The 14,184-nt window shown below is 66.7% G+C and carries 12 protein-coding genes; 6 read left to right on the top strand and 6 right to left on the bottom strand.

Annotation, left to right across the window (positions count from 1 at the left end; all coding sequences use genetic code 11):
• Positions 1–54: 54 nt before the first annotated feature.
• Positions 55–1,560, bottom strand: a complete 1,506-nt coding sequence (gene pgi / locus QZL87_RS09140; RefSeq protein ID WP_295326616.1) for a glucose-6-phosphate isomerase — start codon at positions 1,558–1,560, stop codon at positions 55–57.
• 203 nt (positions 1,561–1,763) lie between these two features.
• Here pgi and lepB point away from each other — a divergent pair, with 203 nt between their 5' ends.
• The 3 genes from lepB to era are packed head-to-tail and all read left to right on the top strand — an operon-like array spanning position 1,764 to position 4,224.
• Positions 1,764–2,657, top strand: a complete 894-nt coding sequence (lepB, locus tag QZL87_RS09135; protein WP_295326613.1) for a signal peptidase I — start codon at positions 1,764–1,766, stop codon at positions 2,655–2,657.
• The gene (rnc, locus tag QZL87_RS09130) at positions 2,654–3,334 is read left to right on the top strand and encodes a ribonuclease III (RefSeq protein ID WP_295326611.1); all 681 of its coding nucleotides are present in this window, start codon (positions 2,654–2,656) and stop codon (positions 3,332–3,334) included. Before lepB ends, rnc begins: the two co-directional genes overlap by 4 nt.
• Complete coding sequence (gene era, locus QZL87_RS09125) at positions 3,331–4,224, top strand: GTPase Era (protein WP_295326607.1); 894 nt, start codon at positions 3,331–3,333, stop codon at positions 4,222–4,224. The genes rnc and era overlap by 4 nt, the downstream gene beginning before the upstream one ends.
• Before the next feature lie 79 nt (positions 4,225–4,303).
• Here era and QZL87_RS09120 read toward each other — a convergent pair whose 3' ends face one another.
• The 5 genes from QZL87_RS09120 to plsY all read right to left on the bottom strand — a co-directional run bounded on the left by QZL87_RS09120 (position 4,304) and on the right by plsY (position 11,072).
• Positions 4,304–5,428: a lipase family protein gene (locus QZL87_RS09120; RefSeq protein WP_295326604.1), complete on the bottom strand. Its 1,125-nt coding sequence runs from the start codon at positions 5,426–5,428 to the stop codon at positions 4,304–4,306.
• 128 nt (positions 5,429–5,556) lie between these two features.
• Positions 5,557–8,133: a type I DNA topoisomerase gene (topA, locus tag QZL87_RS09115; protein ID WP_295326601.1), complete on the bottom strand. Its 2,577-nt coding sequence runs from the start codon at positions 8,131–8,133 to the stop codon at positions 5,557–5,559.
• Between the two features lie 121 nt (positions 8,134–8,254).
• Positions 8,255–9,247 carry a hypothetical protein gene (locus tag QZL87_RS09110; protein WP_295326599.1) on the bottom strand — a complete coding sequence of 331 codons (993 nt, stop codon included), beginning with the start codon at positions 9,245–9,247 and terminating at the stop codon, positions 8,255–8,257.
• Positions 9,248–9,387: 140 nt separating this feature from the next.
• Positions 9,388–10,473, bottom strand: coding sequence for a DNA-processing protein DprA (gene dprA / locus QZL87_RS09105; protein ID WP_295326597.1), 1,086 nt, complete (start codon positions 10,471–10,473; stop codon positions 9,388–9,390).
• On the bottom strand, positions 10,470–11,072 hold the full coding sequence (gene plsY / locus QZL87_RS09100) for a glycerol-3-phosphate 1-O-acyltransferase PlsY (RefSeq protein ID WP_295326594.1): 603 nt from the start codon (positions 11,070–11,072) through the stop codon (positions 10,470–10,472). The genes dprA and plsY overlap by 4 nt, the downstream gene beginning before the upstream one ends.
• 209 nt (positions 11,073–11,281) lie before the next feature.
• Here plsY and murI point away from each other — a divergent pair, with 209 nt between their 5' ends.
• The 3 genes from murI to QZL87_RS09085 all read left to right on the top strand — a co-directional run bounded on the left by murI (position 11,282) and on the right by QZL87_RS09085 (position 14,132).
• Positions 11,282–12,088 (top strand): glutamate racemase, encoded by an 807-nt coding sequence (gene murI, locus QZL87_RS09095; protein WP_295326591.1) that lies wholly within the window; start codon positions 11,282–11,284, stop codon positions 12,086–12,088.
• A gap of 137 nt (positions 12,089–12,225) precedes the next feature.
• Positions 12,226–13,446: a 5-aminolevulinate synthase gene (hemA, locus tag QZL87_RS09090; protein ID WP_295326588.1), complete on the top strand. Its 1,221-nt coding sequence runs from the start codon at positions 12,226–12,228 to the stop codon at positions 13,444–13,446.
• Positions 13,443–14,132 (top strand): nitroreductase, encoded by a 690-nt coding sequence (locus tag QZL87_RS09085; protein WP_295326585.1) that lies wholly within the window; start codon positions 13,443–13,445, stop codon positions 14,130–14,132. Before hemA ends, QZL87_RS09085 begins: the two co-directional genes overlap by 4 nt.
• The last annotated feature ends 52 nt before the right edge of the window (positions 14,133–14,184 follow it).

Below are 14,184 nucleotides of genomic sequence, written 5' to 3'. Positions count from 1 at the left end.
TGCGCCACTCTGGATTGCCGCGTCGCCTTCGGCTCCTCGCAATGACGGAGGTTGCTACTCCCCCAGCGCCGCCTGCATCAGCGCCTGCGTCGCGGCGTCGAATTCGACGGTGCCTTCGGCGAGGCCTTTCGCCATCTCCTTGCCCAGCTCGACGCCGAACTGGTCGAACGGGTTGATGCCGAGGAGCACAGCGTTGACGAAGACGCGATGCTCGTAGAAAGCGATGAGCGCGCCGAGACTGCGTGGGCTGACCTGGTCGAGCAGGATCGTCGTCGAGGGGCGGTCGCCCGGATAGTTGCGCGCGCCATCCTCGCTTGCGCGGCCCGTCATCAGCGCCGCGCCCTGCGCGATGCAGTTGGCGACGAGCGTTTCGTGATGCGCGTCGTCGAGCAGATGGTCGGGCTCGCGCGCGACGACGAACTCGACCGGAGTCAGATGCGTGCCCTGATGAAGCAGCTGGAACACCGCATGCTGCGCATCGGTGCCGACGCCGCCCCAGGTGATCGGCGCGGTCTGCTGCGCGACCGCCTCGCCGGTGAAGCTCACCGACTTGCCGTTCGATTCCATTTCGAGCTGCTGGAGATAGTCGGGAAGCAGCCGCAGCCGCTCGTCATAGGCGAAGACCGCGCGCGTCTGACAGCCGAGGCGGTTGGCGTAGACCTGATCGGCGAAGGCCGCGAGCAGGCAGATATTGTCGGCACCCTCGGCGAGGCGGAAATGCCGGTCCATTTCGGCGGCGCCTTCGAGCAGGTCGGCGAAAGCATCCCAGCCAAGCGCGAGCGCCGCAGGGAATCCGATCGACGACCAGAGCGAATAGCGGCCGCCGACGGTTTCGCTGAACGGCAGGATGCGCGTTTCGTCGATCCCCCATTCCATCGCGCGCTCGGGCTTGGCGGTGAGCGCGATGAAGCGGCCGACCGGGTCCTCGACCCCCGCCTCGTCGAGCCATTGCAGCGCCGAATTGGCGTTGAGCAAGGTCTCGGTGGTGGTGAAGGTCTTCGACGCGACCGCGACAAGCGTATGCTCGGGGCTGAACTTGGCGAAGGCTTCGTCGAGCGCCGCGCCGTCGACGTTCGACACCACCGCGACGTCATAGCGGTCGCTGTGACGGCCGAGCGCATCGACGAGCAGGTCGGGGCCGAGCGCCGATCCGCCGATGCCGATGTGGAGCAGGTGCCGGATCTCGCCGAACGCGCCCGCCTCGATCGCGTCGATCATCATCCGCATCCGCTGATGCAGCGCCTGCGCGACATGGACCGATTCCGGCGCGCCGTCGCCGCGCTCGGCGCTGTGCTCGGCGGCGCGGCCCTCGGTCGGATTGGCGATGCCGCCCGAAAAGAGCGTCTTGCGCCGGCCCGCAAAATCCTGCGCTGTGGCAAGGCCAGAGAGGATGGCGATCGCCGAGCTGTCGAGATGCGTCTTGGCGAAGTCGAAGCGGATGTCGGCGACGTTGCGCACCAGCGCCTGGAGCCGCGCTTCGGGATCGGCGGCGATCAGGTCGGTCAGTTTCTGCGGCTGCCAGCTGGAAAGGGCCTGCCAGGCTTCGGATGCGGTTGTCATAGAGGTTCCCTTGATTTCCGCTCGTGTCGAGCGAAGTCGAGACACCCGCTGGCCTTGCGCCACGCCGACGGGCATCTCGACTTCGCTCGATGCGAACGGCGATGAGATGTCGGCTCTTCTCTAAGCCCGCCGCCCGCACGGCGCCAGTGGCGTCCGCCGATATTCGCTTGACGTGGCAACCTATTCATCGCCAAGGCCGCAGCATGACCAATGCCAGCTTTACCGCCGATGTGACGCCTCCCGCCGGACCGACGCCGCCCGCCCCGACTCCCGCGCCGGTATCCGCCAAGGAAGAGGCGGTCGATACCGTCCGCTTCCTCGCGCTGCTCGCGATCGCGGTGCTGATCTTCCGCAGCTTTTTCCTGTCGCCCTTCAACATCCCGTCGGAATCGATGCAGCCGCGCCTTCTGATCGGCGACTATCTGCTCGTGAACAAGATGGCTTATGGCTATTCGAAATTCAGCCTGCCGTTCAGCGCGCCGCTGATCCCGGGCCGCATTTTCCCGCGCACCCCCGAGCGCGGCGACGTCGTCGTGTTCAAGGCGCCGCCGGTCAACGACAATGATTATATCAAGCGCGTGATCGGCCTGCCGGGCGACAGCGTGCAGGTGAAGGGCGGCATCGTCTGGCTCAACGGCAAGCCGCTCAAGCGCGAAGCGATGCCCGACTTCGTCATCCCCGTGACCCCGAACATGATCGAGGCGTCGCGCGCGACGGGCACCCTGCCCTGCTACGCCCCCGAGTTCGAGGAAGTCGCAGCCGACGGGACGCGCCAGTGCCGCTACAAGCAGTTCCGCGAAACGCTGCCCAGCGGCAAAAGCTATGCGATCCTCGACATCACGACGATCGCCGAGGACAACACCCCGCTCATCGTCGTGCCCGAGGGGCATATGTTCCTGATGGGCGACAACCGCGACCGCAGCGCCGACAGCCGCTTCCCCGCGGTGGAGAACCAGGGCATCGGCCTCGTTCCCGAAGAAAATCTGGTCGGCCACGCGCTCGTCGGCATGTTTTCGACCGACGGATCGGCGAGCTGGATCAACCCGATCAGCTGGTTCACCGCCGCGCGCTGGGAACGCATCGGGGACGGTTTTTGAGCGATATTCTCGACACCGGGGCTCTCGCCGACATTATCGGCTGCACTCCGGATGATATCGCGCTCTACGACCTCGCGCTGACGCATGGCAGCACCGGGCGCGCCGATTATCAGCGGCTCGAGTTCCTCGGCGATCGCGTTCTCGGCCTCGTCATCGCGTCCGAACTCTACACGCGCTTTCCCGCGGCGAGCGAGGGCGAGATGTCGTCGCGGCTGCATGTGCTCGCCTCGGGCGCGACCTGCGCCACGATCGCGCAAAAGCTCGACCTCACCGCGCTGATCCGTTTCGGCGCGCAGGCGCGCAACGACGGCGGCCGCTACAGCGACAATATCGCCGCCGACGCGATCGAGGCGCTGATCGGCGCGCTCTATCTCGACAAGGGTGCGGAAGCGGCTCGGCGATTCATTCTGACCTACTGGAACGAGATGATCGACGGGCAGCAGGCGGCGCCCAAGCATCCCAAGGCGGCGCTCCAGGAATGGGCGCTTGCGCGCAAGCGCCGCCCGCCCGAATATGAGATCGTGTCGCGCGAGGGCCCCGACCATGCGCCGCGCTTCCGCGTCGCGGTGCGCGTTGGCAAGCTCGCGCGCGCCGAAGCCGAGGGCGCCAGCAAACAGGCGGCGGAGAAGGCCGCGGCGGCAGCTCTGCTTGCCGAACTCGAAGGAATGAAAAAATGACTCAGCATTGCGGTTTCGTCGCCGTCGTCGGCGCCCCCAATGCGGGCAAATCGACCCTCGTCAACGCGCTCGTCGGTCAGAAGGTCGCGATCGTCAGCCCGAAGGCGCAGACGACGCGCACGCGCCTGATGGGGGTCGCTATGGAGGGCGAGACGCAGATCATCCTGATCGACACGCCCGGCATCTTTGCCCCCACGCGCCGGCTCGACCGCGCGATGGTGGCCGCCGCCTGGGGCAGCCTCGAGGAAGCCGAGGCGATTCTCGTGATGATCGATGCCGCGGCGAAACTGACGGGCCGCGTCGAGCGCGTGCTCGAAGGAATCGCGAACCGGCCCGAGAAGAAATATCTGATCCTCAACAAGGTCGATCTGACCAGGAAGGACAAGCTGCTCACGATCGCCACCGAGCTGAACGGCAAGGTCGCGTTCGACGAGACCTTCTTCATCTCGGCGAGCAGCGGCGACGGTGTGCCCGAACTCAAGGCGCATCTTGCCAAGCTGATGCCCGAGGGGCCGTGGCACTTCCCCGAGGACGAGGTCAGCGACGCGCCCGAGCGCATGCTCGCCGCCGAAATCACCCGCGAGCAGCTCTATCGCCAGCTCCACGAAGAGCTGCCCTATCAGTCGACGGTCGAGACCGAATTGTTCAAGACGCGCCCCGACGGCAGCGCCGAAATCCATCAGCAGATCTTCGTCGCGCGCGACAACCAGCGCGCGATCGTGCTCGGCAAGGGCGGCGCCCGCATCAAGGAAATCGGCGCCCGCGCGCGGGCCGAACTCGCCGAACTGATGGGCCGCAAGGTCCACCTGTTCCTGCACGTCAAGGTCAAGGAAAATTGGGACGAAGACCGCGGCGTCTATCGCGACATGGGGCTCGACTGGGTGGATTGAGCCTCTGTCGGGTCAGGTTGAAAACATCGCTTCCTTCATGTCATCCTGGCCTTCGCCGGGAGACGATTCAATGGCGGGCTTAAATCCGCCGGCAATCATTCGGCGGCGGGTTGCCGTCGAAGCGCGCGCTGATCCAGCCGATCGTTTCCTGCGCGCTGTCCTTCGCGCTCGTGCCATGCCCACCGGTCATGTCGATCCAGCGCAGCGGCGTGCCGCGCCGGCACACGACCTTCGCGAACTTGCGCGTCACCGCGGGCGCGACGATCGTGTCCTTGCGGCTCTGCGCGATCAGCAGCGGGCCCGGCACGCGCGCTGGATCGACGCTGTTGGCGCGTGCGAACGATCCGAAGGGCTCGATCCTCGCGATATCCTTGTCCTTCGTTGCCCGCCCGATGGTGAGGATGCCGAGGATCGTGCCGAGTTTCGGTTTTTTGTTGAAGGCGACGCAATTATTCTGCGCCAGCCGGTTGATGATCCCCTGATTGGTGCGGCCCGTGATGCCGTCCATCGAAAAGCCGTAGAGCGTCGACCAGCTATGCAGCGCGAAGGACAGGAGCAGCGCGCGGGCGTTCTTGTCGCTGCCTTGAGCGAGGTTCGCGGCGAGGTCGGTCGGCGGCGCCGCAGCGGCGGTTCCGACGAGCGTCAGGTCGGGGGCATAGGAGCGCGCGGCGGTGGCGGTCCATAGTGCGGCATGGCCGCCTTGCGATTCGCCCCAGACGGCGAAGCTGCTTCCCGCCGCTGCGCCCGGGATTTCCCGCGCCGCGCGGACGGCGTCGAGCACCGCGTTGGCGGTGTCCGGACCGACGAGGAACGGGTGCATCGTTGGGCTGGCGAGACCGATATAATCGGGCGCAACGACGACATAGCCCGAGCGAACGGCATCCATTCCCGCCGAATATTCGAAGAAATTGGGACTGAGCGATGGAGCGCATTTCTCGGCGACACCCCATGCGCCGTGTGTCCACGCGATGACGCGGCGCGGGCGCGGCGGGATTGCCTCCATCGGCGCGCCGACGATGCCGGTGACCGCGAGGCGCTGGCCGCTGCCGTTCGTCGTCCAATATTGGATGCGCCACGCCTGCGTGCCGGGCGGCGTGTCGGTCATCGGCTGGGCGGAAATCAGGTGACGCAAAGGCTGGGCCGCAGCGGGCAGGGAAGGAACGGACAAAATGGCGAGCAGGATCACGGCAAGGAAATGGCGCATCGAAGAACCTCCCGATACGTCGCCATACCATGCCAAAAAAGGATCGTCATCCCGGCGAAGGCCGGTATCTCGCCATTACTTCATGGTGTTAGGGTGAGATCCCGGCCTTCGCCGGGATGACGCTATTCCTATTCCTTGAATGCCGCCTTCTTCGCCGGAGTCTTTTTAGCAGGCGCCTTCTTCGCTGCGGGCTTCTTCTTCGGCGCCGCCTTCTTCTTACCCTTCGCGGGCCCTTTTGCCGCGCGCGCATCGATCAGCGCGATGGCTTCCTCGGCGGTCAGCGTCGCGGGGTCGGCGGTCTTGGGCAGTGTCGCGTTCGTCGTGCCGTCGGTGACATAGGGCCCGAAGCGCCCTTCCATCAGCTTCATCTCGCCGCCGCTCGTCGGGTGCGGGCCGAAGGTGTTGAGCGGCTCGGCCTTGGTCCGCCCGCGCCCGCCGCCGGCGGCGGCTTCGGCGATGCGGACGACCGCGGCGTTCATGCCGATGTCGAAAATTTCGGCGGTGCCCGTCAGCTTCGCATATTTGCCGTCGTGAAGCAGATAGGGGCCATAGCGCCCCAGCCCCGCCATGATCGGCTTGCCGCTTTCGGGATGCACCCCGACCTCGCGCGGCAGGCTGAGGAGCCGGAGCGCATAATCGAGGTCGAAATCCTCAACCGCTATGTCCTTCGGGATCGACGAACGCTTCGCCTCCTTGCCGTCGCCGAGCTGGACATAGGGGCCGAAACGCCCGCTGCGCTTGGTCACTTCCAGCCCGCTTTCGGGATCGGTGCCCAGCGTCTCCGGCCCCGTGTCGGCCTCGCCATTGCCGCCCGGCTGCGCGAATTTGCGCGTATATTTGCAGTCGGGATAATTGCTGCACGCGATGAACGGTCCGAATTTGCCGCCGCGCAGCGCGAGACGCCCGGTGCCGCAATTGGGGCACAGGCGCGGGTCGCTGCCGTCGCCCTTGTCGGGGAAGAGATAGGGGCCGAGGAACTCGTCGAGCGCCGCGGTGATCTCCGACGGCTTCTGCTCCATCACTTCGCCGGTGCGCGGCTTGAAGTCGCGCCAGAAGCGTTCGAGCACCGCCTGCCACTGCGCGCGGCCGCCCGAGACATCGTCGAGTTCCTCCTCGAGCCCCGCGGTGAAGTCGTAGCCGACATAACGCTCGAAGAAGCGTTCGAGGAAGGCAGTGAGCAACCGTCCGCTTTCTTCGGGAATGAAGCGGTTCTTCTCGACCGTCACATAGGCGCGATCCTTCAGCACCTGGAGGATCGAGGCATAGGTCGACGGGCGCCCGATGCCGAGCTCCTCCATCTTCTTGACGAGGCTCGCTTCCGAATAACGCGGCGGCGGCTGCGTTTCGTGGCGCTCTACCTCGACCCCGGTCTTGGCGGGTGCGTCGCCCTTCGCCATCGCGGGCAGCAGACGCGCGTCCTCGTCGTCGGCCCCCTCCCGGGAGGGGGAAATACTCTCGTCGCGGCCCTCGTCATAGAGCGCGAGAAAGCCCGGGAATTTCACCACCTGCCCCGTCGCGCGTAGCACCGTCTTGCCGGTGCCGTCGCTCAGGTCGACGCTGGTGCGCTCGAGCCGCGCCGACGCCATCTGGCTCGCGAGTGCGCGCTTCCAGATCAGCTCGTAGAGCCGCGCATGGTCGCCGCTGCCGGCCTTGTCCTTCGCGAAATCGGTCGGGCGGATCGCCTCGTGCGCTTCCTGCGCATTCTTTGCCTTGGTTTGATACTGCCGCGGCTTGTCGGGGACATAACCGCCGTCGTATCGCGTCGCGATGGCCTTGCGGGCGGCGCTGATCGCGCTGCCGTCCATCTGGACGCCGTCGGTCCGCATGTAAGTGATCGCGCCATCCTCGTAGAGCGCCTGCGCGATGCGCATCGTGTGGCTCGCCGAGAAGCCGAGCTTGCGCGCGGCTTCCTGTTGCAATGTCGAGGTCGTGAACGGCGGCGGCGGGTTGCGCGTCAGCGGCTTGGTCTCGACCGCATCGACCGTGAAATGCCCCGCCTTGACGTCGGCTTCGGCGGCGCGCGCATCGGCTTCGCTCGTGATCGACAGCCGCTCGATCTTGTCGCCGCGCCAGCGTGACAGCCGCGCCTTGAACGGCGTGCCGCCCATTTCGAAAAGGCCGGTCACCGACCAATATTGCTGCGCGACGAACGCCTCGATCTCGCGCTCACGCTCGACCACCAAGCGCAGCGCGACCGACTGGACGCGGCCCGCCGACTTGGCGCCGGGCAGCTTGCGCCACAGCACCGGCGACAGGGTGAATCCGACCAGATAGTCGAGCGCGCGGCGCGCGCGATAGGCGTCGATCAGATCGTCGTCGAGCGCGCGCGGATGCGCCATGGCGTCGGTCACGGCCTGTTTGGTGATCGCGTTGAAGGTCACGCGGTCGACCGATGCGGGAAGCGCCTTCTTGCTGCGCAGCAATTCCTGCACATGCCAGCTGATCGCCTCGCCCTCGCGATCGGGGTCGGTCGCGAGGATCAGGCGGTCGGCCTGCTTCGCGGCGTCCTGAATCTCCTTCAGCCGCTTCGCCTTGTCGGGATAAAGCTGCCACTGCATCGCGAAGCCGTCGTCGGGATCGACGGACCCGTCCTTGGGCGGCAGATCGCGGACATGACCATAGGATGCCAGCACCTTGAAATCGCGACCGAGATATTTCTCGATCGTCTTCGCCTTGGCGGGCGATTCGACAATCACCAATTGCATGAAAAAATTCGTTCCCCGAAAACTCTATACGTACGCGCGAGGGTGGCGGGGGTTCGGTGCTCCCGTCAAGGGGGTTTGGAATAACCGTCGCCCCCGCCTTCGCGGGGGCGACGGGAAAAGGTCAGCGCAGCGCGTCCAGCCGTCCGAGCAGCAGTTCGCTGGCAAGGCTCGCCGCCTTCGCCGCACCCTCCTCATAATTACCCGGCTTCGCGGTGAAGGCGAACTTGCGCGTCTTGCCGAAGCGCAGCCCGCCAAAGCCCATGGCCGCGGCCACTCCGCCCGCGACGTTGGCGCCCGACTGCAACGCCTTGTCGGTGCCGCTCGACGCGTCGCTCTTTTCGACGAACTCACCCTCGACGGCGACCGGCGCCTTGACGGTGATCACCGCCTGCTTGCCGCTCGGCGCGATCAGCGTCATGCGCGAATAATCGGCGCTCACCGACAACGCGCTGTTGACCTGCAGCCCGCCGAAGCTGAACGCGCCCGGGCGCTTCTGCTGCGAAAAATCGATCAGATAGACGACGTCGATCACCCCGACGCCGCTTGCGCGGGCATAGTTGCCGAGCGCCATGCCGGCTTGCCCCGCCGCCATGTTGATTCCCATGCTGCTCATCCCCGATCCGGTGAAGTCGCCGGGGATCATCAGCAGCGACGGCAGCGCCGACGGCTTGAAATAGGTCGCTTTGCCCTTGCTTCCCTTTTCGAGCGCGATGTTGATGTCGAGCGGCACGTCCTGCGACTTGGTCTTCGCCAGTGCGCCATGGGCGAACAGGTCGGCAGCGGGCTGGACGGCATAGCCCCGCGCGCCGAGCTGCGTCACGAAATCGGCATAGGCCGCGTCGGCGATCGCCTGCATCATGTCGGGCGTGACGCCGACGAGTTCGCTCTTCGCCTTGGTCGTGCCGCCAAAGGCGCCCATCAGCCCGCCCGATGCCGCGGTGCGATCGACCGATTCGAAGATGAAGCCGACGTTGAACGCGCCGATCGCGACATTGGTCACGCCCTTTGCATTGGCGGGCCCCGATATCTTGACCGGATCCTTTTCCTTGGCGGCGATGGCGACGGGCTGGGCCAGCATCGCCAGCATGGCGACGGCCGACAGATATTTCCTCATGAGTCGTTCCCTCCGAACGCCCGTTCCGGCAGTCGACCCGTCCGACCGGAAAGGGAGTTGTCGAAGCAACCCACGCCCTCCGCATCGGTCAGATGCGGAGACGTGTCAATGGCATGGATGACCGGGCACAGGGCCCGGGATCACAGCAGCGAGATTTTCGCTCCCGCGTGGCGTTCGATCCGGCCCGCGAGCTCGAGTTCGAGCAACAGCAATTGCACTGTCGCGGCGGCTTGGCCCGACTGGCGCACCAATTCGTCGACCGCCACCGGCGTCGGGCCGAGCAGGTCGATAAGCGAGCGCCGGTCCCCGTCGCCCGCGCCAGCCGGCGCCGGCGCCGCGTTAAAGGGCCGCACCGGTTCGCGCACCATCCGCGTGTCGATCGGCCCCACCGCCTCCATCACATCGTCGACGGTCTGGATCAACGTCGCGCCTTCGCGGATCAGCAGGTTCCCGCCTTGCGCGCGCGGATCGAGCGGCGAGCCGGGCACCGCCATCACTTCGCGGCCGTAATCGCCCGCCCGCCGCGCGGTGATCAGCGACCCCGATTTCGGAGCTGCCTCGATCACCACGGTGCCGTGCGCGATGCCGGCGATGATCCGGTTGCGCGACGGGAAATGGCGCGCGAGCGGTTCGGTTCCCGGCGGCTGCTCGGCGATGAGGAGCTGATCGCTCGCAATCTTCTCCTGCAGCGCGGCATTTTCGGGGGGAAAGGCGATGTCGATACCGCTCGCGATCACGCCGACCGTCGCGCCGCCCAGCGCGCCGATATGCGCGGCGGTATCGACGCCGCGCGCCAATCCGCTCACCACCGTGACGTCGCGCGCGGCAAGGTCAGCCGCAAGCTGGCGCGCGAAGCGGCACGCGGCGGCCGATGCGTTGCGCGCGCCGACGATCGCGACGCACGGCCGCCGCAGCATCGCCGTGTCGCCGCGCACGACGACGACCGGCGGCGCGCCCTCGACCTCGCGCAGCATTGGCGAATAATCATCCTCGTCGCTGAATATGTGCCGGGCGCCGAGTGCCGCGACGCGCTCGATCTCGCGCTCGGCGACGTCGAGGGGGGCGATCCGCGCGCGGCCCGCGCCGCCGCGCAGCACGAGACCCGGCAGTGCGTCGAGCGCCGCCTCGCCCGATCCGAACCGCGACATCAGCTGGTGCCAGCTGACCGGCCCGACGTGCGGCGTGCGGATCAGCCGCAGCCGCGCCAGCCGCTCGGCGTAGGTCACGCGCGCTCCTTGCCGGCGCCGACACGCGGCTCGGTCCCGGCGCGCAGCCGGGCAATATTCTCGCGGTGCCGCCACAGCACGATCACCGCGAGCCCCGCCAGCCCGATCGCATAAACAGGATAGCCGAACGCCAGCGCGGCGACCGGCGCCGACACCGCGCCGAGCATTCCGCCGAGCGACGAGATACGCAAAAGCAGGACGGCGCCGAGCCAGACAAGCGCGAACACAAGCCCGATCGGCCAGGCGAGCGCCAGCGCAAGGCCGAGCAGCGTCGCCACCCCCTTCCCGCCGCGGAAATTGAGCCACACGGGATAGCAATGGCCGATCATCGCCGCCGCGCCCGCGATCATCGCGGCATGATCGCCGAGTTCGGGCACGAAGTGCCGCGCGAGCAGCACCGCGGCCGCGCCCTTCGCGCCGTCGAGGATCAGCGTTGCCGCCGCCAACCCCTTGCGCCCCGTCCGCAGCACATTGGTTGCGCCGATGTTGCCCGACCCGATCTGGCGCAGGTCGCCCGCGCCGAACAATCGCGTCAGGATGACGCCGAATGGGATCGAGCCCAGCAGGTAGCCGGCGGCAATCAGCAGATAGATGGTCATGGCGCTCCCCGCTCCGTTCGCGCCCCTTTTGGCGGGGTTGGGAAAAGCAATCAACGGATTCAGACAGACGATCGCCGAAATGGACGAATCCGTGCCCCCGCGAAGGCGGGGGCGCTGGAGGCGTAGCGCAAGGCTGCCAGCGGCCCCCGCCTTCGCGGGGGCGACGGGAAGGAATTGAGCCTTGCCAGACTGCCTGCTAGGCGACACACATGCACGCACCGCCCCCCGACGCCCCCATCCTCTTCTTCGATTCCGGCCTCGGCGGGCTCAGCGTACTCGGCCCGACGCGCGTGCTGTTGCCCACGGCTCCCATCGTCTATGCAGCCGATTATGCCGGCCTGCCCTATGGCAAGAAGAGCGACGAGGAACTCGCCGCGCGCGTGCCCGCGCTGCTGGGCCGCCTCGTCGAGCGGTATCAGCCGCGGCTCGCCGTCATCGCGTGCAACACCGCTTCGACGATCGCGCTCGGCCACGTCCGCGCGGCGCTCGACCTGCCGATCGTCGGCACCGTGCCCGCGATCAAGCCGGCCGCCGAAATGACGCGGAGCGGCGTGATCGGGGTGCTCGGCACCGAAGCGACGGTGCGTCAGCCCTATGTCGACGATCTGAGCGCGAAGTTCGCCGCCGGCAAGACGGTGCTGCGCCATGGCAGCCCCGGACTCGTCACCGGCGCCGAGGCCAAGCTGCGCGGCGAAGCGGTCGATCCGCAGGTCATAGCCCGCGCGGTCGCGGGCCTCAGCGATCAGCCCGGCGGCGATGCGATCGACGTCATCGTTCTCGCTTGCACCCATTTCCCGCTGCTCCGCGACGAATTGCAGGTCGCGGCGGGCCCGGGCGTAAGCCTGATCGACGGCGCCGCGGGCATCGCGCGGCGGATCGCCTTTCTGACGGAAGGACAAAGCTGGCCCGATGCGCCCGCGCCCGGCGTCGCCGTCTTCACGCGCAGCGACGACCGCCCGCCGCCGCCGCTCGCCGCGCTCGCACCCTATGGCATCGGGGCGATCGAGACGATCTGATAGGACAATTTGCCCTAGGTGCTGCGAATCGTTCGCACTGGCCTTTGACGACTTTCGGCGTTATTGGCCCGCATGTTAATAGCCGCCGGGGGAGCGGCGCCCAGAGCTTGACTGGCACCTGACTGCGGGGCTGAAACGTGAACTACAACGACATCTTCGCACGCGCGATCGACCGGCTGCACGAAGAGGGGCGCTACCGCGTCTTCATCGACATCCTCCGTAACAAGGGCGCTTTTCCGAACGCGCGCTGCTTTGCCGGCCACAACGGGCCGAAGCCGATCACCGTCTGGTGCTCGAACGACTATCTCGCGATGGGCCAGCACCCCAAGGTCGTCGCCGCGATGGAAGAGGCGCTGCACGACGTCGGCGCCGGATCGGGCGGCACGCGCAACATCGGCGGCAACACCCATTATCACATCGATCTCGAACATGAACTCGCCGACTTGCACGGCAAGGATGGGGCGCTGCTCTTCACCTCGGGCTATATCTCGAACGAAGCGACGCTCGGCACGCTCGGCAAGCTGCTGCCGAACTGCATCATCTATTCGGACGAATTGAACCACGCCTCGATGATCGCGGGCATCCGCAACTCGGGCTGCGAGAAGCGCGTGTGGCGCCACAACGACCTCGCGCACCTCGAGGAACTGCTCGCCGCCGACGATCCCGAGGCGGCGAAGCTGATCGCGTTCGAAAGCGTCTATTCGATGGATGGCGACATCGCGCCGATCCACGCGATCTGCGACCTCGCCGAAAAATATAACGCCCTCACCTATTGCGACGAGGTTCACGCCGTCGGCATGTACGGCCCGCGCGGCGGCGGCATTTCGGACCGCGACGAGGCGGCGCACCGCATCACGATCATCGAGGGCACGCTCGGCAAGGCGTTCGGCGTTATGGGCGGCTATATCGCCGCCGAGAAGAATATCATCGACGTGATCCGCAGCTATGCGCCGGGCTTCATCTTCACGACCAGCCTGTCGCCGGTGCTCGTCGCGGGCGTGCTCGCGAGCGTGCGGCACCTCAAGGCGTCGAGCGTCGAGCGCGATGCGCAGCAAGCCGCCGCCGCCTATCTCAAGCAGAGCTTCCGCGACGCCGGCCTGCCGGTGATGGATTCGACGACGCATATCGTCCCGTTGATGGTCGGCGATCCGGTGCGCGCGAAGAAGATCAGCGACATATTGCTCGCCGAATATGGCGTCTATGTGCAGCCGATCAATTTCCCGACCGTGCCGCGCGGCACCGAACGCCTGCGCTTCACCCCCGGCCCGACGCACGACGAAGCGATGATGCGCGAGCTGACCGAGGCGCTGGTCGAAATCTGGGACCGGCTCGAACTGCAGCTTCAGAAGGCGGCGTGACGGGCGTCCCCGGTTATGACGAGGTCGTCGTCGGACGTCGATCGATCCGCGGCTTCCTCGACAAGCCCGTTCCGAAGGAATTGATCGCGGAGATCATCGGGGTCGCGATGCGCGCGCCTTCGTCCTTCAATAACCAGTGTTGGAATTTCTCGGTCGTCACCGGCGAACCGCTCGAGGCGATCCGCCGCGGCAACACCGACGGCATCCTCGCCGGCAATCCCGACAGCCGCGAATTTCGCCGCTTCGACAAGGTGCCCGACGCGCATCGCGGCCGCCAGATCGAGATCGCCAAGCAATTGTTCGGCGCGATGGGCATCGAACGCGAGGACAAGGACGCGCGGCAGGACTGGGTGCTGCGCGGCTTTCGCCAGTTCGACGCGCCGGTCAGCATCGTCGTCACCTATGACCGCGTCCTGCTCGGCAGCGACATCGCGCCCTTCGATTGCGGCGCGGTCACCAACGCGCTCGTCAACGCCGCCTGGTCGCGCGGGCTCGGCTGCGTGATCAACAGCCAGGGTATCATGCAAAGCCCCGTCGTGCGCGAACATGGGCGCATCCCCGACGACCAGGTCATCATGATCTGCGTCGCGATGGGATGGCCCGATGCCGCTTTTCCGGCAAATGCGGTCGTATCAAACCGCAAGAGTCTCGACGAGGCCGTCCGGTTCGTCGGCTTCGACGACTGATTCCGGGGCGACAGCTCACTGGCAAGACGATAGGCTGGGGCGCGAATCCGAC

Origin of the sequence: uncultured Sphingopyxis sp. (assembly GCF_900078365.1) — a bacterium.
Lineage (GTDB): Bacteria > Pseudomonadota > Alphaproteobacteria > Sphingomonadales > Sphingomonadaceae > Sphingopyxis.
The sequence above is the reverse complement of the archived record's forward strand: the minus strand, read 5'-3'. Positions and strand labels throughout refer to the sequence as shown.

What these genes read in the sequence shown, in the direction of transcription:
- QZL87_RS09110 (WP_295326599.1), bottom strand. Translation starts at nt 9,247, where the DNA reads ATGAGGAAATATCTGTCGGCCGTCGCCATGCTGGCGATGCTGGCCCAG.
- murI (WP_295326591.1), top strand. Translation starts at nt 11,282, where the DNA reads ATGCACGCACCGCCCCCCGACGCCCCCATCCTCTTCTTCGATTCCGGC.
- topA (WP_295326601.1), bottom strand. Translation starts at nt 8,133, where the DNA reads ATGCAATTGGTGATTGTCGAATCGCCCGCCAAGGCGAAGACGATCGAG.
- lepB (WP_295326613.1), top strand. Translation starts at nt 1,764, where the DNA reads ATGACCAATGCCAGCTTTACCGCCGATGTGACGCCTCCCGCCGGACCG.
- plsY (WP_295326594.1), bottom strand. Translation starts at nt 11,072, where the DNA reads ATGACCATCTATCTGCTGATTGCCGCCGGCTACCTGCTGGGCTCGATC.
- era (WP_295326607.1), top strand. Translation starts at nt 3,331, where the DNA reads ATGACTCAGCATTGCGGTTTCGTCGCCGTCGTCGGCGCCCCCAATGCG.
- pgi (WP_295326616.1), bottom strand. Translation starts at nt 1,560, where the DNA reads ATGACAACCGCATCCGAAGCCTGGCAGGCCCTTTCCAGCTGGCAGCCG.
- QZL87_RS09120 (WP_295326604.1), bottom strand. Translation starts at nt 5,428, where the DNA reads ATGCGCCATTTCCTTGCCGTGATCCTGCTCGCCATTTTGTCCGTTCCT.